The following is a 21344-nucleotide window of genomic DNA, read 5'->3' on the forward strand; positions in this document are numbered from 1 at the left end:
TGTTTTTTAATTTTTTTTAAGAAACAGGGCCGGAGGTGGTCGGTGCCTGCGGGGTCCCCGTGCCGGCCGGGTCGTGGCCGCCGCCACCGCCGTCGTGGCCGTGGGCGTCGCGGGCGTCCTGCTGTACACCCTCGTCCCGGGGCTCCACGGTGGGGACGCCGACGCGAAGGAGAAGGCCGGCGGCACGGGGACCCCGAAGGGCACGCCCTCCTCCGGCCCCGGCGCCCCCAGCACGGCGGCGCCCGAGAAGCTGCTCTCGGTGGCCGGGGGCCGCTCGATGGCGGACGTCGTGAAGTCGGTCTCGGGCGGCACCAAGGTGGTCGAACTGACCGTCTACGAGGACTACGCGATCTTCAAGGCACCCAAGAAGTCGGACACCGGCGTGTACGACGGCTACATGTACCGCGACGGCGAGGTGTCGGAGTGGGGCAGCAAGGGCACCATCGATCCCGACGACACCGTCGTCGACCTCAGGACCGTCAGCTGGGACGCGCTTCCGGCCCTGATGGGCCGCGCCGACAAGGACTGCAAGGTCGAGCACCCGACCCTCAGCTACGCGATCGTCAAGCCCGACATCATCAGCGACAAGCCGTCCCTGTACTACTACCGGGTCGACGACTACCGCACCTGCTTCATCGAGGCCACCGTCAAGGGCAAGGTCACCTACGTCAACGCCGAGTGACCTGCCGGCGGGCCCGCTACACGTCCACGAAGGCGCTGCCCGACACCTCGACGCCCGCGGTCCCGGCGGAGGCGTCCGCGAGCCAGCTCCGGAAGGCCGCCAGTTCCTCCTCCGGCACGCCCAGCTCGATGCGCACCTCCGCCGCGCCGTAGGCGACGCCTCGTACGGTGCGGCCGGCGGCGCGCAGGTCGTTCTCGATGCGCCCGGCCCGCTGGTGATCCGCGACGACGGTGACCAGTGCGAGCTTCTGCCGCTCGACCGTGCCGAGCTCGTCGAGCGCCGCCGACACGGCGCCCCCGTAAGCGCGGACCAGACCGCCCGCGCCGAGCTGGATGCCGCCGTAGTAGCGGGTGACGACGGCGACGACGTCGCGGACCTCGCGGCGCAGCAGCACCTGCAGCATCGGGGTCCCGGCGGTGCCGCCCGGCTCGCCGTCGTCGCTCGCCTTGTGGATCCGGCCCTCGGCGCCGATCACGTACGCGTAGCAGTTGTGGGTCGCCCCGGCGTGCTCCTTGCGGACACGGGCGATGAACTGCTGCGCCGCCTCCTCACTGGGGGCCGGCGCCAGTGCGCACAGGAACCGCGAGCGCTTGATCTCGCTCTCGTGGACGTGCTCGCGCCCGATCGTCAGATACCGCTCCACCACCCCGCCACCCTACGGGAACAGTCAGGTGCGTCCTCTGGTTGACTGCTGCGGACCGGAATAGAGGGAGGACGACGTGTACGGAGACGACGCGACGGTTCGGAAGATCCTGACCGGCCTCGGGGACACCTGGGCCGTGGTGGGGCTGTCCAACAACGCCTCGCGGGCGGCGTACGGCGTCGCCGCGGTGCTGCAGCGGTACGGCAAGCGCGTGGTGCCGGTGCACCCCAAGGCCGAGACCGTGCACGGTGAGCAGGGTTACGCCTCGCTGGCCGACATCCCGTTCCCGGTCGACGTGGTGGACGTCTTCGTCAACTCCGACCTGGCCGGGGCCGTCGCGGACGAGGCCGTCGCGATCGGCGCGAAGGCGGTCTGGTACCAGCTCGGCGTGATCGACGAGGACGCGTACGAGCGCACCCGCGCCGCGGGTCCGCTCATGGTCATGGACCGCTGCCCCGCGATCGAGATCCCCCGGCTCGGCTAGCCACACGGCGCCACGCCGCCCCCCACAGGAAGCAAGAAGCGCCGGCCCCCACCCACTGTCGCGTTTCCCGACGAACACGAACGGTGATCATGGAAGAGTCCCGCCTCGAACGTCTCGGCTGTCTGGCCGTGTGCGCAGGCGCCGGTGGCCTGGCTCTCGGCCTCGAGCAGGCCGGGTTCGACCCCGTTCTCCTCCTGGACAACCGTGCCGTGGCCTGCGAGACGCTGCGTCTGAACCGCCCAGGGTGGAAGGTGCTCGACGCCGACCTACTGGACTTCGATCCGGTCGAGCACCAGCAGACGTACGACGTCGATCTCCTGGCGGCCGGCCTACCCCGGGTGAAGGCGAGCGCGGCGGTAGGCCGCGAGGACAGTGCCGAGGAGATCCGCCTTCTCGAAGCGACGATCATGCTCATGTACGGTGTTCAGCCGCGCGCCCTGCTGATCGAAAACGTCCCGGATCTGATTTCCAAACCCGAGTACGAACCGATCCGCACTTACGTCGCCGACGAGCTCGAACACCTCGGGTACCGGCACCGTTGGTTCGTCCTCAACGCGAGGGACCACGGTGTGCCACAGGACCGGAGGCAGGGGATCCTGGTGGCCTTCAAGGGGGACGGCATCGACGACTTCGTCATTCCGGTGCCCGACACGAAACCGTCGATCACCGTGGGCGAGGCCCTGGCTGCCTCTATGGCCGCGCGAGGCTGGCAGCACGCTGCCGCTTGGGCCGCGCAGGCGGACAGGGTGGCCCCGACTCTGGTCGGCGGTTCCTGGAATCGCGGTGGCGCCGACCTCGGACCGACCGGATCGAAACGTTCCTGGGCTCGCATGGGCGTGAACGGCGGTACCGTCGCCGACGAAGTGCCGGGACCCGAATTTCCTTGGGACCCTTCGGGCGGCATCAAGGGGATGCCGGCGCTCACCGTCGAACAGGCGGCGCTGCTGCAGGGCTTCCCTCGCGAATGGTCCTTCGCCGGCCGCAAGACGGCCCGCTACCGACAGGTGGGACATGCCTCGCCACCACCGGTGGGACGCGTCCTCGGGCGGGCCGTCAGAGCCGCGTTGGGGCACTGATCGGCAATGCCGTCCCGCCGCTGCTTGCCCCCATATCCTCACCACCACACTCGATCTCCCGTGGCGCGCCGACGGGACGGTCGCGCTGGATCACGACGGCTCCTGAGCCGAGACCGGCACATGGTGGCACCCCCGTGGCGGGAGGGCGACCGACGCCTCCCGCCTCGTTCTCATCGCGTGGCACTCACGGGGTGAGCAGATGGGAGAAGAAACCGATGGACGGGTCCTCCGGCGTACCCACGAGAAGAGCCCTGTCGAGAAGGCCGTTGTTGTGCTCACAGCTGGTCTCCGGGAGCATCACGCAGGCATGGCAGGCAGCCAGGTTGGTTCCGCCCGCACCGGAAGCACCGCTCTCGAGGCACAGGGGGTCGTTGGAACACCACTCGGCCCGGTGGACCGCCGACCGCAGGGCCTTGGCGAGGCGGTCGGGTTCGCCTTGGGCCACCAGGCCGCCGAGGCTGCCGGCCGAGTCGCTGGTGGCCGTGTAGATCAACACACCCGCCATCTCGTCGCCCGAGTAGATGCGTTCTCGCAGCGAGGCGGAGGGATAGCCCGAGTCCAGGCTCCACTCGTTGATCATCACGTGCCCGAGGACGTGCAGCAGGGCCATGCGCGCGGTGGCGGGCGAGAGCGGGACACGGGTGGGGTCGGACGCCCGCTCCACGAGGACCCGCTGGTGGCGGAGACGCATCCGATCCACACGGGCCGCGACGGCGGGCATCTCGGCCCATGCGTCGAGCCTGTCCTCGTCGAGCCGGAGGAAGACCCCCTCACCCTTGACCTCCATGGCGGGCAGCCAGCGGGTGGGGTCAAGGGAGAGATCCGCCTCGTGCCCCTCCGAAGAGGTCTCGGGATCGATGACCCTGGTGAAGGCCTTCAGGGCGCGAACCTCACGGAGCTTCTTCACCAGCATCGGCCTGACCACGCCCATGCCGACCAGCGCCCTCTCGTCGCCGACGGGCCGCTCGCAGACGAACTGCTCGGAGTGGGAGTCGGCGCCCTCCGGGTTGCCCGCGCACAGACGCTCGTACTCGAGGTCGCGCAGGGCGCGGTAGCGCCTCTCCTGATCCACGTCGGAACCGTCCTCGCCGGTGGGGTCCTCGGCCTCCATGGCGGCGAGCAACTCCATGACCTTCTCGGCGCTCACCGGGGACGGGGCCCCCTTGAAGACACCCTTGAGGTAGATCTCGATCTCGGCGGCGGTGGAATACGCGCGCAGGGCCGCCCAGTGCTCGTCCAGGGCGTGTACGCGCGTGTCGCTCCACGGCGGGATCGACAGCGCGGAGCGGAGAACCGGCTGCCACACCGAGGACGAACCGCGCTGAAGGGTCCGAGGAGGTTGGGAGCAGGGGATGTCGCGCGCGTCCTTCAACCACGGGCGCTTGCCCTCGCAGCGGATGTTCAGGTCCTTCAGGGCACCACGCCTGAAGGATCCTTCCATGGACACCTCGGGCACCCCACAGGAGCAGGAAAGCACGACGGAACGGAGCGAGGAACTGCGACCAGAGGAGTTCAGGCTCATACGGCCGCCGCAGAACCCGGCCTCGCCCTCGCCACGTCGGCCGCGGTGCAGCCACTTCCAGTAAGGGAAGTCGGCGAGGTGCCCGTCTTCGCAGGCCACCACGAAGCGGGAGGGCACCAACCCCTCGGAACACTCGCCGCACTCGTTCCGCCCCGGCGGGGAGTTGAACTTTCGTACGTGGTCGAGCGCGTGGCATTCCGGGCAGTGGTGCCACAGCGGGAAGCGGCGCACCCGGACACCGTCGCGACTGTCGTCATCGGAGGCGGGCGGGAGACGGAAGTGGTCGACGCCCAGTACTCGCGCGAGGCGCGGCTCGTGGATCTCCGGAGCCTCGGCACGGGGCCAGTACCGGTCGGCTCCGTCGATGCCGGCAACGATGAACGACTCCTGTTCCACGGCGATCAGAGATCCCACGCCGTAGGTGGTGATGGCCTGGGCGCGTCGAACCGCGCCACGGCGGGGCAGGGTGCGGGCCGGTACGGGGGAGCCGTCGGCGCCGCGCCGGCGACGTGAAGGTGGCGGGGTCATCGGGATGCCTCCATGAACAGTGCGGACTCGGCGTCGACGTCGCGAAGGGACCACAAGGTCTCCCACGCCTCGGCGTCTTCCAGGGCGTCGTCGTAGGCCTTGAGCAACGAAGGGACGCGGCGTCCGCGCTTCGGCTCGTAGTGCAGGCCACCGAGCGACTCTGCCTGCTCGTACCACCAGTCGACGAACTCGTCGAAGGCGGTGGCCACGTGGAGCAGTTCCTCGGCGGCGACGGCCTCGACACGTTCGAGGACGCGCGGACGGACCCGGTTGCGGAGTTCGTCCCGGAAGAGGTCGATGTTCCCGGCGTCCTCGTCCTTGCGCGCGGCCGGGATGAGGATGCGGGCGAGGGCGACGATCACCGCGTGCAGGCCGCGGTCGCGGGCGCGGGCGGAGAACGGGGTCACCGAGGTGGATTCGACCTCGCGGTAGAGAGCGGAGTGGAAGTGCTGGAAGTTCTCGTAGTGGGACCGGTCTCGGGAGCGCCCCGCGTTGAGCATCACCGCGACCAGACCGGGGTGAGCGCGGCCCACACGGCTGGTGGCCTGGATGTACTCGGCGGTGGTCTGCGGCTGGCCCATCACGGCCATCAGGCCGAGCCGGTCCACGTCCACGCCGACGGCGATCATGTTGGTGGCCAGGAGCACGTCCACGACGTCGCCGCCCGGAAGTCGTCGCTCGATCTGCTTCAGGCGTGCCGGGATCTCGCTGGCGTCCACCCGACTGGTCAACTCGGAGTAGTTGCCGACGGAACGGGGCTCGCAGCCGTCGCGCTCGGCCAGGTGCTCCAGGTACGCCACCACGTCGTCATGAACCTGGAGTTCGGCGGCGGACAGCAGGCGCAGGCTGTTGAAGTAGCCCACCAACGTCCAGTAGGCGTCGCGGACCTCCTGCGGTGTCTCCGCCCGCTTCGCCTGGTGGAGCAGGGTGGCATAGGTGCGGATCAGCAGCGTGGACTGGCTGGTCCCGGGGGCGAGCAGACCCACGTAGCGGCGGGACGCCTTGTCTCGGGCGGGCGTCTCCACGGCGAACCAGGAGTCCCGGGAGTCCAGTCCGGCCGGCGGGAACTGGCGCACCTCGCGGGAGAACAGGGCCTTGCCCTGGTCGGCGGCACGCCGGATGGTGGCGGTCGAGGCGATCACCTTGGGGCGGTCGGCGAGCACGTCGACGGCCGTTTCGTACAGACCGGTGAGGGTGCCCAACGGGCCCGAGATCAGGTGCAGCTCGTCCTGAACGATCAGCTCGGGGGGCGGGGTGGCATCCTGCCGGTCCCGGTTGAACAGGGCCGCGGTCTGCGCGCGCCAGGGCATCGAGGCGAACTTGTCGACGGTGGCGATCACCAGAGTGGGCCGGGCCCCGTACACCGTCTCGTCCACCAGGTGCACGGGCAGCCCGCCGGAGAAGGCGCAGTCCGTTCCGGGACAGCGCACGTGCATGCGGCCGGCTTCCTCGTCGACCGAGTAGTTGTGGGCGTCGAGAGCGGTTCCGCACCAGGGGCAGGCGTGCAGTTGAACCGGGTTCTCCTTCTGGAGCACCTTGCCGGAACGGGCCGCCACAAGCTGCTCCGAGGCACTCTTCAGGGTGTTCGGGGTCGCGGAGCGGCCAACCCACATGCCGAGGGAGATCTCCTCGTGGCCCAGTTCGGCCGGGTTGTCGCGCCGCATCTGCTCCATGGCGCAGATGAGGATCGCGGCGCGTTCGAACTGCTGGAGGGTGAGCAGGCGAAGCGTGTAACGCATGAGGACCGTGACTCCACCGCCCGTCGCGCCACGCCGCATACGGCGCAGGAACGTCGTCAGCGCGATCAGGCCCAGGTAGGCCTCGGTCTTGCCACCGCCGGTGGGGAACCAGAGAAGGTCCGAGACGCCCCGATCACGGTGCTTCGGGTCATCCACACCGGCCAGACACAGCAGCACGAAGGCGATCTGGAAGGGACGCCAGCGCGCGGAGGCCAGGTCCGGCTCGCCCATGCGGCCACCCTTCACCCAGGCGCTGCGGGCACGCTGGGTCGCCATCGCCCGGTTGGCCCGCCGGAACGCCGCCATCAGGTCGGACTTGCCACGCAGCAGGTCGATACCTTCGCGCATCCGGTCCAGGGCTTCCCGGCAGGAGTCGATCTGCGCCGACGCGGCCTTCTCATAGGAGGTGCCGGCGAGAGCGGCGGCCTCGGCCCGCTTCCGTCCGATCCATCCCTCGTAACCCGCCGCCAACCCCTCCAGGGCAGCGATTACCTCGGCGTCGGAGGCCTGGGCCAGACCCAGCATCGTGAGTGCGCGGTCGTCGATCTCCGGGTTGGAGTCGGTGAGCAGCACCTCGTGCGTCGGGATGAACTCGGTGCGGACCTCGGCCACCGCGGCACGCTCTATGTCGGCGACACCGACCGGCGACGGATTCCAAGCCCACACCGCGGCGCAGCCGTGGCCAGTGGCGAAGGTCGGCGCGTGCCGGTGCAGCAGTCGGCCGGTCTCGAGCTCGGCGTCGACGGCGGACAGCGCGGTCGGTCGCTCCACGAACGCGCTCGCCCCGTCGGCGGCACGGACCGTCAACCCCGTCTGGAACAGCGCGAAGGCATCCTGGAGTTCCTTCTCGCCCACCTTCTGGATGTTCATCAGGGTGACCGTGACAGTGACCGTGTCGGTCTCCCGGGACGGACGGCGCACATGCACCTCAAGGCGGGCCGTGCCGTCGATCAGATCGCGCGAGGCACCGCGCCCCGGATACGTCACGTCGACCGTGGTGTCGGGTAGGTCCAGCTCCACTCGACGCCAGCGTTCCCGCTGATCGGAGGTGGTACGGGCTTCGCTGCGGCGGGCCGAGACCTTGCGCCCCGCGATGTCCTCCGGCTCGTACACGGCGGCACGTGCCGAGACCACGATCTCCCGGCACACCGTGCGGTCGACGGCGAAGGTCAGGCCGACCGTGGACGGGCGCCGATCACCGGCATTGGGACGCTCGGCGGCCGACCCGGACTCGTCGAGGCTGTCCGACCCGGTCACGGGCTCCTCGTCCAGTCCCTCCTCCTCGGCGGCGTCCTCCCGCAGACGAAGGTCGGCCTCGGCGTCCGCCGGGCGCGGGAAGAGCACGCCGATGGGGTAGCGGGTGATGGGGGCGTCCTGGTCGAGCACCTCGACTCGGTCCTCGGCTGAGGAGTGGACGTCGGGGCCCGAGAGCTCCCGGCGAAGGCGGGTTACCAGGTCCTCACGGACCTCGTAGTGCGCGGCGTGCCGCCCAGCGTGGATGGTCATTCCTGCTCCTCCTCGGTCCCGACGGACCGCCTGAACCGTCCGATTCCACTGATACGCGGGGCGATCCACACCCCATGGTCGCCCAGACCCGAGTTGGCCCCGGCGGCTGTGCTGCCTGCGACGGACTCCAGGCAGTCGATCCGCAGGCCGGAGATCTCCTCGGGCCACCGGATCTCCCAGTTCGTGCCGACCTTCAGCACGGAGTACAGATCGCTCCTGAAGGCCTCGGAGGCGTCGCCGACCTCCCGCCCCGCGTGGAGCAGCGCGTATCGGGGACTCTGCTCTGGACCCATGGGAAGGGTGTCGCGCAGCCGGAACGTCACCGCGTCCCCCGGCCGCACCTGTTCCAGCAGGTACGACTGAGTGCCGGAAGCGTCGTTCAAGGCATCGGCCGGTGCGAGCGCGCACACGTCGCCGGCCCGCACCTCGACGCCGTCCCGCCGCCACTTGTGGCGCGCGTTCGGCACCCCGCGGTACCAGCGGCCGGTCGGCTTGTGCCTCAGCACCGTCACCGTGTCCGGTGCGGCGACCCGATACAGATCCTCTCGCGCTCTGGTCATCGCGACGTAGAGCGCGCGGGCCTCGCCGGGCACGTCGAGTTCGTCGTTGCGACGCCGCAGCTCGGCCACGGTCGGCGGGGCGAGCAGCACCACCCTGTCGAACTCCAGGCCCTTGGAGCGGTGCACCGTCGAAACGACCAGTCGAGCAGGCTCCGGGTCGGCCAGCTCGTCCGGGAAGCGGCGCTCCGCCACCAGTCTGCGCAGGCGCGTCACGTCGAGCGTGCCGCGACTGGATCCGCGCGCCGCCACCCGCAGGGCCCGCCATACCCGGTCCGTGTCGGTGCCCTCGGGCAGGGACATGGCGCCGAGCAGCTCACGCAACCGCCCCTCGCTGAGCGTGGCGGCCTCTGTGCTGCGCAGCAGTTCAGCGGCCCAGTACGGCACCGGCCGGTCCTGCAGCGAACGCCGCAGGGCATGCGGGACGCCCTGGGAGTGCAACAGCTCCGAGACGACCAGGGCCTCTCGATTGTCGCGGGTAAGGATCGCGCAGCTGCCGGGGAACGACCGCAGCGAGTCCAGGGTGAACGCCTCGGTCAGCGGGCCGAGGTCGGGGAGGTCGAACAGCAGACCGCGCAGCTCTCCGTGGAGCCGCTCGGCAGCCGCGTCGGCGCCCTCGGGGGCGCTTCCCATGCCCTGCACGGCCGGGCCGAGCGGGAGCGCGGTGCGCGCTTCGGGTGTGACAGCGCGGAAGTTCCGCGTCAGTCGCAGCTCCACCAGGTCGTCGGGGTAGGAAGCGCGTACCCAGCGCAGGAAGAGGTCCGCCCGGTCCGCGTACTCCTCCGGGTCCTCGATCTGGAAGTCGTAGATCGCCTGGGCGGAGTCGCCGACCAGCGTGAACCCGCACGTATCCTGGAGCCGGTCGAGCAGCGACTCCACCATCTCCCGACGCGCACCGACCAGATCCTGTACCTCGTCGACGATCACATGCGCGGGCGGGCCTGCCTCCAGGAACTCCAGGGCTCCCTTGTCGATCGCCTCGGTGGCCGCCCGGATGCGCTCGTCGAAGGAAAGCGCCGACCACTGCCCCTCCGGGTACGCCTGCATCAGCAGGGAGTACGCCCAGGAGTCGAAGGTCTGCACGCGCACCCGCCGGGCGTGCTCGCCGTGCCGGGCGATCCGATCCCGCAACTCGCGGACCGCGGCTCGGGAGAAACTGAGGACCAAGAGTCCGGAGGCCTCGAGAGCCTCGTCCGGGTCGACGTGGCCGACGAGCGCGTCCATGCGACGCACCAGAGTGTGGGTCTTGCCCGCACCCGCCCCGGCGGTGACCAATAGACGGGTGTCCCAGGGCTGGTCCACGACGGCCTGCTGCTCCGCTGTGAGGTCGGGGCCGTCCTCGGGAGAGAGGGTCATTTCTTGCTCCACAAGTGCTCGAACTTGGTGAAGGCGAGAGCCGTGTCGAAGTTTCGGATGTTGTCCCGGACATTCAGGATCAGGCAGGTGTCCTTGCCGCCGTTGCGGGGACCTCGCAGACCGCGTCCGATCATCTGCTGGTAAACGTTCGGGCTGTAGACGGGCCGGGCGACGACCACCGCGCGGGTGGCGGGGGCGTCGAATCCCTGGGTGAGGACGCCATAGTTGGTGAGCACGCGCACCCTGCCGTCACGGAACTCTCGGACCCGCGCCCGCCGGTCGCTGTCGGAGGTGGTGGAGTCCACCGAGGACGCGGAGATGCCGTGGTCCTTCAACCGGGCCGCCAGGTACTTGGCATGCTCCACCGAGGTGGCGAACACCAGCACCGGCCAGTCCTGCGGCATCGCCGCGACCTCCTCGACGATGCGACGGCTGCGGTCGTGGTCGTCGGCCAGTCGCTGCTCGGCGGCCTTGGAAAGCAGGCTGAACTGCTCGGCGCTCTCGCGCTCCTGGCGGGACAGCTCGATGGTGCCACCCGTCAGCTCCCGGTGTTCGACCTGCGCCAGCACTCCCAGGTCCTGGAGGTGGCCGTACGCGTCGTCGGAGGGGAAGACGCCCTCGTCCAGCCGGCGCGCCCCGAACCGGTTGACCAAACGGCCGGTCTCCTCCTCGTTGTGGCCGCGGAACGGCGTGGCGGTGAGGCCGAGCAGGTGCCGCTCGGTCCGGTGCTGGGTCAGGCCGAGCAGGCTAAGGATCTCGGTGTAACGCGGGCTGGTCGCCACGTGTGCCTCATCGACCACGACGAGCGCGGCCTCACGCAGCCAGGCGTACCGGTCGGTGCCCAGGCACACCTGGAGCTTGGCATCCGTGGCCACGACGAGTTGCGGCCCGTCGACGACCGGGGCCGCCTCGTTCGATGTCCACAGTCTGTTGATCGTCAGTCGGGTCTGAGCGCCGGCCTTGCTCCAGACGAACTGCCAGCTCTGCACGGCCTGCTCGCACAGTTCCTCGGTCTGGGCGATCCACAGGATCGGCCCCTTGAGGTCACCGGTCTGCTTCACCCAGCGGATGACGGCCTCGGAGGTGACGCGCGTCTTGCCCGCGCCGGTGGGCAGCGACAGCATGGCGCGCTGCGGTGCCAGCCGGTCCAGCATCTCGAAGATGTTGAGAGCGAGTCGCTCCTGGTAGTCGTGGAGACGCGGGAAATCGCGAGGACCGTCCACCGTCAGGCTCTGTTCGAGGCTCGGGGCCCGGTAGCCGGCGAAAGGCGCGGGCAGGCCGAGGTCCGCGACGAAGGAAACGGCCGCCGAGCCGCCGGTGTACGACGACGGAGCGCTCGGGAAGCGCTCCTGAATGTCGCGGGCGTGGGTCTTGAGCACGGTGTCGCCGTGCGCGTTGAAAGCCATCTGCGCGACGCGCCGCCCGGTGGGCTCCTGCCCGTCCAACTCCTGTCGCTCGGCGTCCATCAGCCCGGCGGGAAGCCGGTCACGCAGGGCCTCGGCGCCGATCAGCAATTCCAGCTTGGCGGTCACGTCCTCGGCCTCGCGGATCGCCTTCAGCGCGGAACGCACCTTCTCGTCCTGCTCCTGACGGGCCTGGGCGTCCAGTACCGCGCGGCAACCGGCCTCGCCCATCCGCAGCCCCAGCTCACGATCCACAGCACGAAGCGCGTCGAACCGGTCCAGCGAGTCCAGCACCTTGATCACGTTGCCGTGGCGGGCGCTCTGCAGGGACTTCGCGCGCGCGCCTCGCGGAGTGCGGACGACCTCTTCCAAAGTGGAGCAGCGCAGCAAGGAGTACATGCCGACGGAGGCGCCCATCCTCTGGCGAAGCGTCGGGAACTCCTCGGACAGGGGGATCGCCTCCACGGTCGCCTCGTGGCGGGTCTCGCGGCTGACGACGTCGTCGTGGCGCAGCATGCCCCACTGGTCGACCATCAGGTCGGCGGACTCCTGGTCCGGCATCAGCAGCGCCGGCACACGCTCCGCCCTCAGCGACCGGTACTCGTCCCGGTTCGCGGCGACGGCGATCTCGCCGTCCTCCCGCGCGTCCCAGGCGTCACCGATCCGGCACCGGGTCAGGGAGCCCTCGGGGAAATCGATACCCAGGCGGGTCAGCAAGGCATAGGTGGAGCCGACGAACGCGTCGTCCTCGCTCTCCTGCAACTTCTCCAAAAGCTGTTCCCACTGCTGAGGACGGACCTTCTCCACGCTGTCCGCGAGTCCCAGCTTGCGAGCCTTCTCCTGGCTGATCGACGCCACCGGCAACACGTCGCGGTACGCGTCGAGCTGCGGGCCGACGGCGTCCTTGGGGGACTTGAGTCCCTGCGAGGTCGTGACCCGACCGTGTCGGACGAGCATCCAACGGATCGGGGACTGAGCCGTCCGGCGCGTGCCGGCCTGCGCGCCGATCTGCAGCGTCCAGTTCTCGATCAAGGCGTCCTCGGGCAGCGCCTGGAGGAAGGCGGCGCGCGCCTGGTCCGAGAGGCGGGGCAGCAGGTGGAGCGGTCCGCCGATGGGAGCCCCCTCGATCCTGGTCTTGGCGAGGGTCGGCCGGCTCGCCCGGTTGTCAAGCGTGCTGCAGTACGCCGCGTGCACGGCCTCCCGGTACTCCTCGAACCATGTCTCGGCCTCGGGCTTGTGGCCGGAGGTCGGGCGGTCCCGCAAACCCGACTCGCGGAAGAAGGCCACGTCATCGGAGTGGAACCGCATGTCCACCGCGATCTCGGGGTCGCTCTCGGCGGTGACGACGACGCCGGGCAGGAAGCAGTCGCGCATCGCGTGGAAACGGCCGTCCGCCGTCCGCACCATCAGGGTGTCCATCGGCGTCGGCACCCGCTTGGTCACCTCGTGGCCCACCGCGGTGGCGCCCGCCCGGTGGAACAGCTCCCAGAAGCGATTCCACTCGTGCGGGCCGTACGAGGCGAAGCCCTGGTCGAGAATGCTGACGAAGCGTCCCCGGACGTCGGCCTCCTGGATGCCGAGGGTTGTGAGGGCGGAGGTAAGTGACGGATCGTCGGACAGAGCGCGGTCCACGTAGACCAGCGACTCCCGCAGACCGTCCTCCTCGGCCCGCCGGTACACCAGACCGCCGACGGGGGCGACCATGCCGTGCTCCTCGGTGAGCACGATCGCCGCCTTGCGCGCCTCGGCGGCGCAGGAGGCCTTGGACTCGATCATGTCGGCGACGATCCTGATCGCGGTCTCCGAAGCCTTCGCCGAGCCGTCGGCGACCAGCGCCTCCAACCACTCCACGACCGATGCCCGCTGCCGCCCGGCCGCTCCCAGGATGTGCTGGATTTTGCCGGACCGCAGGTCCGTGGCCTCGACCGAAGGGTGCACCCAGTCACGGGGCCGTCCGGCGTAGGAGTGCCAGGTCCGCAGCCACCGCAGCTGCGAGGTGCCGTCACGGCCCAAGTCGGGATGGATCCTCAACTCACGCGGGATGCGCAGGACTCCGTCCTGGTCCGGCAGCGACGGACGCGCCGCGGTGGCGGCCCAGATCTGCTCGGTGAGCAGGCGGTCCGCCCAACTGATGACCTCCGCGCCCCTGGTACGACCGGGCAGCAGCGGAAGGTACGCGCCGGGGTCCTGGGCGGGGGCGAGTTCGGGCAGCGACTCGACCACCAGACGGGCCGCCACCTGGATCATCTCGACGTTGAAGGGCGAGGAGTCCAGCAGGTTCTGCCGGTCCTCATTGGTCTTCCAGGCGCCGTTCAGGATGCCGCTGAGGGTCATCTCGTACTTCGTCGGGAAGAAGGACCAGAACCTGCCTCGGCCACGAGCGTCGGCGGCGCTGAGCAGGCCGGACTTCTCGTCCGCGCGGTAGCCCGGCACGGCCCAGGCGACATCGATGGACACGCGGTCGTGCAACTCGCCGGCATCGCGGCGGGCGGCCGTGGTCGGCTCGTGCGTGTGGGTGAAGACCCGCCACTGCGAGGTGGCCGGCGGTCTGCCGACGCGCTCCTCGTGAACCGTCCGCAGGCTGCCGTCCCGCTCGGCCCGCAGGGCACGACGGGAGATCGGGCGAGGTCGGCGATCCTCCAGGACCACCTGGCCCACGTGCGGAGAGAAGAGGTGGAACCCGGAGGGGAACTCCTCACGGTTCTCGTGGCTGGCCGTGCCCTGGTGCCCGTGCATGTCCTTGCCGAGCCGCTCGGCCGCGCCGGGCAACAACGGCAGACGGACCACGGTGGTCGCCCACTTCAGGAGTTCGTCCAGCACCTGGTCGCGGAGGCGTTCGGTCGCCATGTCCAGCTCGCGGGCCATGCGCAGCACGGGCGCCTCGAAGTCCTCACCGTGCCGCTCGCGGACGCCGGGCACGTTGCGGATCTGCTCGTACGACCAGGCACGATCAAAGCCGAAGCTGCCCTGGCCGCTGAAGAACTCGGGAGTGTCGGTCACCACGAGGACCGACTTGACGCCCACGCCGAAACGACCGATCTGCCCGCCGCGCTTGCGGGACATGCTCATGCGCAGGATCGTCTCCGCGCCCTCGGGGGTCACGGGGTTTCCCTCGTTTGCGCAGTACAGGTGGGTATCGGTGAGAACGACGTGGACCCGGCCGCCGGGCTCGTCGCGGATCTCGTCGGCCGCGTTCTGGACCAACTCGAAGAGCTGGCGGTCGCCGTAACCGCCCTGGGTGATGCGGCGTTCGCCGTTGGCGTGCTCGGGGATCAGGCCCGGGTCGACGCGGTAGGTCTCCAGGACGCGAAGGGACTGCTCGACGACGGTGCGGATCACGGGGGACTGCGGATCGGCCACGAATGATTCCACTTCAGGACGACGGGGTGGGAAGGAAGAAGCGAGCGTGACTGCCGTCAGCAGGCGAGCTGCACGGTCAACGTGACGGTGGTGACGAGCTGGCGACCGTTCGGGTTCCGGACTGGGCGGCGCGAGTGCTTGAGGGCGTCCGTGTCGCGGAGGACCTCCCGGTAGGCGGCGACCATGTCGTGGTCGATGCCGCCCATGATCCGGAGGAGGGTCTCCTGTGCCTGAGGGTCGTCGCCGAGGCGGTCGTAAAGAGTGACGACGGTGCGCATGTGGTCAAGCGGGGACTTGTTCGAGGACACCGAGATACCTGCGCTTTCGCTTCCGTGGAGACTTCACGAGGAAATGGTGCGAGGTCGTGCAGGGAGGAAATCCAAGCCGTGCGCCTGCCCGTGGGATCAATTCGGGGCCGCAAGGCGGAGAAAAATCCCCTCCGGGGTGCGATGCGGTGCTCGTGCAGATATCCCGGGCCACACAGCGGGTAGGCCCGACACTCCCTGCTCCCCGGCCTCTCGCCGCGTGGGGCAGGCGGGAAGAAGGGCACAACTGTGACTGAAAACAGAGGCGTTGCCCCGGTCGCATCCGGTGCTGACGATGCGTAAGTCAACCACGACATCTCAACGCCGCGCAAGCAGTCTTCTTCGAGTGAAAATCATTCGCCGCGCCACCCGAAAATCCCAGATTCCGGCACAAACCGGGCGGAATTCCAAGTTCCATTTTTGATTGGGCCGACATGTCAGCCGAACGACCACCACCCACACGTCAAAGAACTTTTGACAGGCCGGCGCGGCGTCAACAGCGGTGCGCTACGGTGGCTCTCATCCAATGGCCCGAGGGGAAGCAGGTGGGACGTGAAGGCGGCTGAGGACTTCGGTCCCTGGCTGGCGCGCCAGCTCAAGAACGCCAGGAAGAGCCAGGCGGATCTCGCGGAGGAACTCGGCATGACCCGGGCCGCCGTCTCGGCCTGGATCGTGGGCCGCTCGGTTCCCAGGGACGACACCATCCAGCGCATCGCCGAGGTTCTCCAGACCGACCTGGCGACGATCCACACCCGCAGTACCGACGCCCAGGCAGGGCTGCCGGTCTCCTGGTACCACCGTCCCGCCTACGCCGACGGAGGTCGCGAGTATGGCAACGCCGCCGCGTTCGCGTTCGAGGCCGACGTCTCGGTCCTCGCGCGCGAGGCCACCCAGAACAGCGTCGACGCGCGCCTCGACCGCGCCGAGCCCGTCCGGGTCCGTTACACCTTGCACGAACTCACCGGCGAGACCCTTGCCCGCTTCCGCGAGGCCATCGACTGGGAACGGCTGCTCCCCCACTACGAGGCTCTGACCGCCGAGAGCGGCAAACAGGGCAAGGTCTCCCGCACGATCGCGGCCGGACTCCACGACATGTACCAGCACGATCGCCTGGTGCTGCTCCGCGTCGACGACTACAACGCCACCGGTCTGACCGGCGACGACTACGACAACGGACTCTTCGCGGCCGTCGTTCGCCGCCAACTCGACAGTCACAAGGAGGACTCCGGAGCCGGTGGCTCCTACGGCCTGGGCAAGGCCACCCTCTGGGCCACCAGCCGTCTCGGCCTCGTCCTGATCAACTCCACCCTGTCCGAACCCCATGAGGGCCGTACCGAACGCCGTCTGATCGGCCGGCTCGACCTCCCCTGGCGCGAAGTCGACGGCCGGGAATTCGCGGGACCCGCCTGGTTCGGGCGTCCGGATCCGGACGCCAAGTCGACCGACGTGGCCCGCTCCTGGTGGGCCGACGAGGAGACGGTCGAGAAGCTCCACCTCACACGCGAGAGTGGGGCTCCCGGTACCTCTTTCCTCATCGTCGGCGCCCACGACGTCGCCAGCCTGGCGACCGTCACCGGTACCGTCGACGAGGAGGAGACCACCGAGGACGACGACTCCGTCCACCGCATGCACGCCCGACTCGTCGACGCGCTCGGCCGCAACTTCTGGGCCGCGATGACCGGTGGCGGCGACCACAAGCCGCACCTGGAGGCATCCGTCCGCACGTACCGCAACGGCGAGGTCCTCATCGCCGAGGAGCACGTGGATCCTGCCGTCACGCAGCCTTCCCGCACCCGCGCCCTGCGTGCGTACCTGGAGGGCGACACGGTCGACCGTCTCTCCGCTCCGGGCCAGGTCGCCCGCGCCACCGTGCAATTGAACGTGCCCCTGCACGGAGGCCAGGTGCGGGGAAGCGTGCCTCACGAGGCGGTGCTGCTGGTCACCCACGCCGAGGACGCCGATGGCCGCCCGAACCGACTGGTCTCCATGCGGGGCAACCGGATGACCGTCAAGGACAGCTCCGTCGGCAACCTCCCCGTCGGCACCAACCCCTTCCAGGCCATCCTCCTCACCGGCCGAGCGGCGGGGCAGGATGCCCCGGGTGCCGAGGCCGCCGAAGAGTTCCTGCGCGCCTCCGAACCGCCCGAGCACAACAAGTGGGGTCAGACCGAGGAGCTCCGCCTCACCTACTCCCCCTCCGCCTACCGGCGCATCGCCGCCCTGACGACCGCCGCCAACAGCACGGTGCGCGACCTGGTCGCCGTTCCTCGTGCCAAGCGCCGGAACGGCGGCGAAGCAAAGATCGCCGGCCGCCTCAAGGTGGGCACCGCCGCGAAGAAGACGCGCCCCACAGGAGCCGCGGCCCTGCCCGAGCTGGACAACGTGGACGCGCTGATCGACGAGACCGGGGCCTGGTCCGTCACGGTCGATCTGCGGGTGTCCCCGAGTGTCGACACGGACCGTCCGCTCTCGCCGATCGCCAAGTTCGACGTGCGCTCCGGGCCCCGTCCCGCGGCCCCTTGGAAGGAACTCGTCGCCGTAAGCGGCTGCGAGGTCGTCGACGGCGCCCTGCATCTGATCCCGGGCAGCCGCAAGGCCGTCTTCAGAGGGGTCACTGACGTGTCCCGTCACCCGGTCCGGGCCCAACTCACCGGTCTCGTCGTGGAACTGCGCGTCGGAAAGGGGGAGCAGGCGTGAAGGTCTACCCCTACCGTCGACTGACCGGCAATGTGTCCTGGCGCGTCGAGAGCGCCCAGGTCAAGGCCGAGGGCGAGTCCTGGGAGGACGTGGAGAGCAAGTACGTCTCCACCGTCGAACGCGTCGTGGCCCTCGGACCCGACGAGGATCGCCCCGACTGGGCCCAGGCCCGGCTCCGTCTCTCCGCGGGCCTCCCGGCCAAGGCGATGGATCCCGAAGGACCCTGGTCGGAGGTCAAGGTCCTCGCGGTGCTCACCGAGCGCGCCACCAACTCCCGTACGTCCGTGGAGCTGTCCCCGGTCTCCGAGGACGGTCGCGAGCGGACCGCCGAGCTGTACATCCACCGCTGCGACCTCCTCGATCGCGCCTCACTCTCCGTTCACGTCGTCGCCACCGTGGACGGCGTCCCCGGCCGAGTGATCGGCACCTCGGACATGGAGTGGTTCGTTGACGTCATCGAGGCCGCGCCCTCACTCGCCCGTGAGCTCGACGTCAAGATGGTCGGCTTCTCCTCGGGGGCGAGCCGGCTCCAGCGCTTCAAGGACTCCCCCTGGCTGGTCGACACCACCGGACGGATCCCCGTCGTACGCGTCAACACGGACTTCGACGGTCTCGGCGACCTGATCGGTGCGGACGGGGGCAACGGTGCGGAGAAGACCGTCCGTGAACTCATCCTCGCCCAGATGTGCTCCGAGGTCTGGACAGCCGTCTTCCACTCAGCCGTCGGCGATCTGGAGACCGAGGAGGACGGGACGCCGCTGTTCCCACACGGCTGGCAAGGCGAAGTGCTCCGGGAGATGCTCCCCGACATGTACCCCGATCACGAGCCGGAGGACGCCCTGCGGGAGGTTCACGCGGCCCGCACCGGCCCGTCCGCGACCGGCTGGGGAGAGCTCCAGCCCCGGATCCACTTCGCCGCCGCCAGGCGCGCGGGTGTCCCCCGGACGCTCTCCACCACCATCCGCGACCTCGAACGACTCACGCAGGGGGATGACGAATGACCGCCCGGCCCAGCTACTTCCCGGAACGCCTGGCGCTGCTCTCCAACGCCGACGCCGGGGACTTCCTCACCGAAGGAGTCCTCTCCGGCCGCGAGGACGTGGCGGTCATCAAACTCAACGGGGTCACCGAACCGCTGCCGCACGATGACCGGCGCGGTGACGTCCGGCCCGTCCGAGAGCTGGTCGAGGACGCCAGGGCCTACTGCGAGAACAAGGGGCTCAAGGCCACCCAAGCCGATGCCTGGTTGGCTCCCCGGCTGCATGCGGCTCTCCGGCTCACCCGCCGCGAAGCAGCCGACCCCGGCCTGTGGAACTACCTTGCCCTCGGGGTCGCTCCCGACTACGTGATCTGGAGGCACCTGTCGGAAGCGACGAACGGCAAGGCCGCCAAGGTGGCGGCAGAACGCTTCCGGGGGCAGTACCACAAGCAGGTCTTCGCCCGTCTGTGGTGGGCGGCCGAACTCTTCCGCGACGGACCGGACTACGACCCCGTCGTCACGGCGTGCGGCAACCAGGACATCCTCAACACCGCCCTGCGCATGACCGTGATCAACCACCGGCCCAGCGCTCAGGCGATTCTCCGGCTGGTCGCAAAAGGCGTGATCACCACCGGTCGTGAGGTCAACGCGCTGGTCGGAGCCGTCAACGCCTCCGCGGCGACGCTGATGTACGACGTGATCGCTCCGGACTCCGAACGCGAGTCCCGCCCGCTGCTCGACTGGATCGACGACGCCGAGACCGCACGCCAGGTGTCCCGCTCCGCGCTCCCGACCGGCCCCGAGGAGGAACCGGCGCCGGCGATCTCCGTGAGCACGCTGGTGGACTACTTCTCCGACCTCTTCGCGGACGCCCCGGTGCGGGGACGGGAGGAGTCGAGAGAGGCCGAAGGAGAGGACTAAGCCTCGGGCTTCGGGCAATCGGGACCACAGCGGTCCGGATCCCCGCAGCCCTTCTTGCGGAGAGTGGCGCGATCCTCGTCGGTGGCGCCGGGCCAGTCGTCCCTCAGTCGTGCCTCCGGCGCGGGCGACAGAGCAAGCGCCGCCGCCAGAACGTACATCCCGAACAGCGGGGGCACGGCATTGCCCACCTGCTGCGACTGGTCGCCGCCCGACCAAGGGTAGTCGGGCGGGAATGTCTGAAGGATGCCGGCCTCGGCGATGGTCAGGCGAGGCGGGTCATGCTCAATCTCCATGGTCTTGCTGCGCCATACCGCGTTGCGGGACACCTTTCCGGTGACGGTGAAGGCCGGCTGCTTGTCCGTGCGGATGCCGCGGTTCTTCGGGTCTCCGCCGCTGCCGTAGTTCGACACGATCTCGAAAGGAATCTCACGGCCCCCGGGCCTGGCCTCCGTACCCAGCACTTCGCCCATGGAGACCCACGGTTCGAGCGCAGGCTTGTCCGCCTTGTCCGCCTTGTGCGTCGCTCCGGAATCCGGCATCGGCAACTGCTCCTGTACAGCGCCTGCCACGACCTTCACGTCCATGCGCCCACCCCTCGTGGGATGGTGCGGGTTGTAGGTGTGGTGCTTGGCGTCGGGCAGCTCGGGAACGCCGTACTTGGCCAGCCGGGCCACCAGGATCGTGCGGCGCCGGGTTTGGGGCACACCGTATGCCTCGGTGTGCAGTGTCTCGACCTTGGCCACCTCGTACTTGACGCGCTCGCCGTCCTTGCCCGGCAGGCCTGCTTCCAAGACTTCCTTGTAGACCTTCCACAAGGCCTTCACCCCGGGCACCTGCTCCAAGACGATCACGTCGAACGGTCGCCCGTCCCGGTTGGGGCAGGTGAGAGCCTTGATCGCATACCTGAGCGGCTCCAGGACCAGGGCGGTGCGAGGGTCACCGTGCAGTTCCTCCAACTGCTTGTCGATCACGGCGTCGTCGACACCGTCCACCAACTCCCGGATGAATTTCTTGACCTCTTCCAGAGCCTTGCGACCCGCCCCGTTGCCCGCGACCGAGTACGTCTGACACGGCGGCCCGCCGGCCAGGACGTTCAAGTCCTTCGGCAGCTCGTGGAACCGCTCCCGGCGCACCGTGCTGACATCCGCGTGCCACGTCTCAAGCCCTGCGGCGTAACGCGTCTCACAGGCGTTCCTGTCCCACTCGATTCCGAGCGAGGGCACACCAAGCATGTGCGCGCCCACGTCGAGACCACCAGGACCGGCAAAAAGGTCCAAGATGCGGGGGTTCTCGAGAAAGGGAGCGACTGGATCCGGGCTGGTCATATGGCGGAAGTGTAGCCGGCGGAGGGCGGTGCCGACCGCGCGGTCGACACTTCCGTGACAGCTCGCCTCGACTCGGGACCGTCGAAGACCGCCGGCCGGACTCTGCTCGGCACACCGCACGCTGCCCCCGCGTCGGCGCGATGATGCGCTCGGCGGCCGCAGCCGCGCTCTCGTGTTCCCGGAATAGCGGCAACACCCGACCCGCCTCCGGGGAAAGCCGACCTGGTCGACAAAGGCGGCCGCGTCGTCGCGGACAACCGT

At 69.4% G+C, this 21344-nt stretch carries 13 protein-coding genes; 6 read left to right on the plus strand and 7 right to left on the minus strand.

Features of this window, described 5'->3' with window-relative positions:
• Positions 1-73: 73 nt before the first annotated feature.
• Positions 74-682, plus strand: a complete 609-nt coding sequence (locus PV341_RS23250; RefSeq protein WP_500358898.1) for a hypothetical protein — start codon at positions 74-76, stop codon at positions 680-682.
• Between the two features lie 16 nt (positions 683-698).
• Here PV341_RS23250 and PV341_RS23255 read toward each other — a convergent pair whose 3' ends face one another.
• A complete protein-coding gene (locus PV341_RS23255) occupies positions 699-1328 on the minus strand; it encodes a YigZ family protein (protein WP_500324949.1) in 630 nt (209 codons plus the stop codon).
• A gap of 73 nt (positions 1329-1401) precedes the next feature.
• Between PV341_RS23255 and PV341_RS23260 the strand changes: the two genes are divergently transcribed.
• Together PV341_RS23260 and PV341_RS23265 are read left to right on the plus strand one after the other, a co-directional pair.
• Positions 1402-1809: a CoA-binding protein gene (locus tag PV341_RS23260; protein ID WP_499510422.1), complete on the plus strand. Its 408-nt coding sequence runs from the start codon at positions 1402-1404 to the stop codon at positions 1807-1809.
• An 89-nt stretch (positions 1810-1898) separates the two neighbouring features.
• A complete protein-coding gene (locus PV341_RS23265; RefSeq protein WP_500325244.1) occupies positions 1899-2885 on the plus strand; it encodes a DNA cytosine methyltransferase in 987 nt (328 codons plus the stop codon).
• Positions 2886-3069: 184 nt separating this feature from the next.
• Here the strand turns inward: PV341_RS23265 and drmB are convergent, their stop codons facing one another.
• Genes drmB through PV341_RS23290 form a run of 5 tightly spaced genes read right to left on the minus strand, consistent with a single transcriptional unit; the run spans position 3070 to position 15164 of the window.
• A complete protein-coding gene (gene drmB / locus PV341_RS23270; protein WP_500358899.1) occupies positions 3070-4935 on the minus strand; it encodes a DrmB family protein in 1866 nt (621 codons plus the stop codon).
• On the minus strand, positions 4932-8180 hold the full coding sequence (locus tag PV341_RS23275) for a helicase-related protein (RefSeq protein WP_500358900.1): 3249 nt from the start codon (positions 8178-8180) through the stop codon (positions 4932-4934). Before PV341_RS23275 ends, drmB begins: the two co-directional genes overlap by 4 nt.
• A complete protein-coding gene (locus PV341_RS23280; protein ID WP_500358901.1) occupies positions 8177-10093 on the minus strand; it encodes a UvrD-helicase domain-containing protein in 1917 nt (638 codons plus the stop codon). Before PV341_RS23280 ends, PV341_RS23275 begins: the two co-directional genes overlap by 4 nt.
• Positions 10090-14856 (minus strand): sacsin N-terminal ATP-binding-like domain-containing protein, encoded by a 4767-nt coding sequence (locus PV341_RS23285; RefSeq protein WP_500358902.1) that lies wholly within the window; start codon positions 14854-14856, stop codon positions 10090-10092. Before PV341_RS23285 ends, PV341_RS23280 begins: the two co-directional genes overlap by 4 nt.
• A gap of 56 nt (positions 14857-14912) precedes the next feature.
• Positions 14913-15164, minus strand: a complete 252-nt coding sequence (locus PV341_RS23290) for a hypothetical protein (protein ID WP_500324958.1) — start codon at positions 15162-15164, stop codon at positions 14913-14915.
• Positions 15165-15713: 549 nt separating this feature from the next.
• Between PV341_RS23290 and PV341_RS23295 the strand changes: the two genes are divergently transcribed.
• The 3 genes from PV341_RS23295 to PV341_RS23305 are packed head-to-tail and all read left to right on the plus strand — an operon-like array spanning position 15714 to position 19758.
• The gene (locus tag PV341_RS23295) at positions 15714-17858 is read left to right on the plus strand and encodes a helix-turn-helix domain-containing protein (protein WP_500324960.1); all 2145 of its coding nucleotides are present in this window, start codon (positions 15714-15716) and stop codon (positions 17856-17858) included.
• On the plus strand, positions 17855-18859 hold the full coding sequence (locus PV341_RS23300) for a hypothetical protein (protein ID WP_500358903.1): 1005 nt from the start codon (positions 17855-17857) through the stop codon (positions 18857-18859). Before PV341_RS23295 ends, PV341_RS23300 begins: the two co-directional genes overlap by 4 nt.
• A complete protein-coding gene (locus PV341_RS23305; RefSeq protein ID WP_500324964.1) occupies positions 18856-19758 on the plus strand; it encodes a DUF6339 family protein in 903 nt (300 codons plus the stop codon). The genes PV341_RS23300 and PV341_RS23305 overlap by 4 nt, the downstream gene beginning before the upstream one ends.
• Here the strand turns inward: PV341_RS23305 and PV341_RS23310 are convergent.
• Entirely contained in the window at positions 19755-21083 is a 1329-nt protein-coding gene (locus PV341_RS23310) for a DNA cytosine methyltransferase (RefSeq protein WP_500358904.1), read from the minus strand. The genes PV341_RS23305 and PV341_RS23310 overlap by 4 nt on opposite strands.
• Positions 21084-21344 lie beyond the last annotated feature (261 nt).

It is taken from the genome of Streptomyces sp. PA03-1a, from assembly GCF_033792805.1.
Classification (GTDB): domain Bacteria; phylum Actinomycetota; class Actinomycetes; order Streptomycetales; family Streptomycetaceae; genus Actinacidiphila.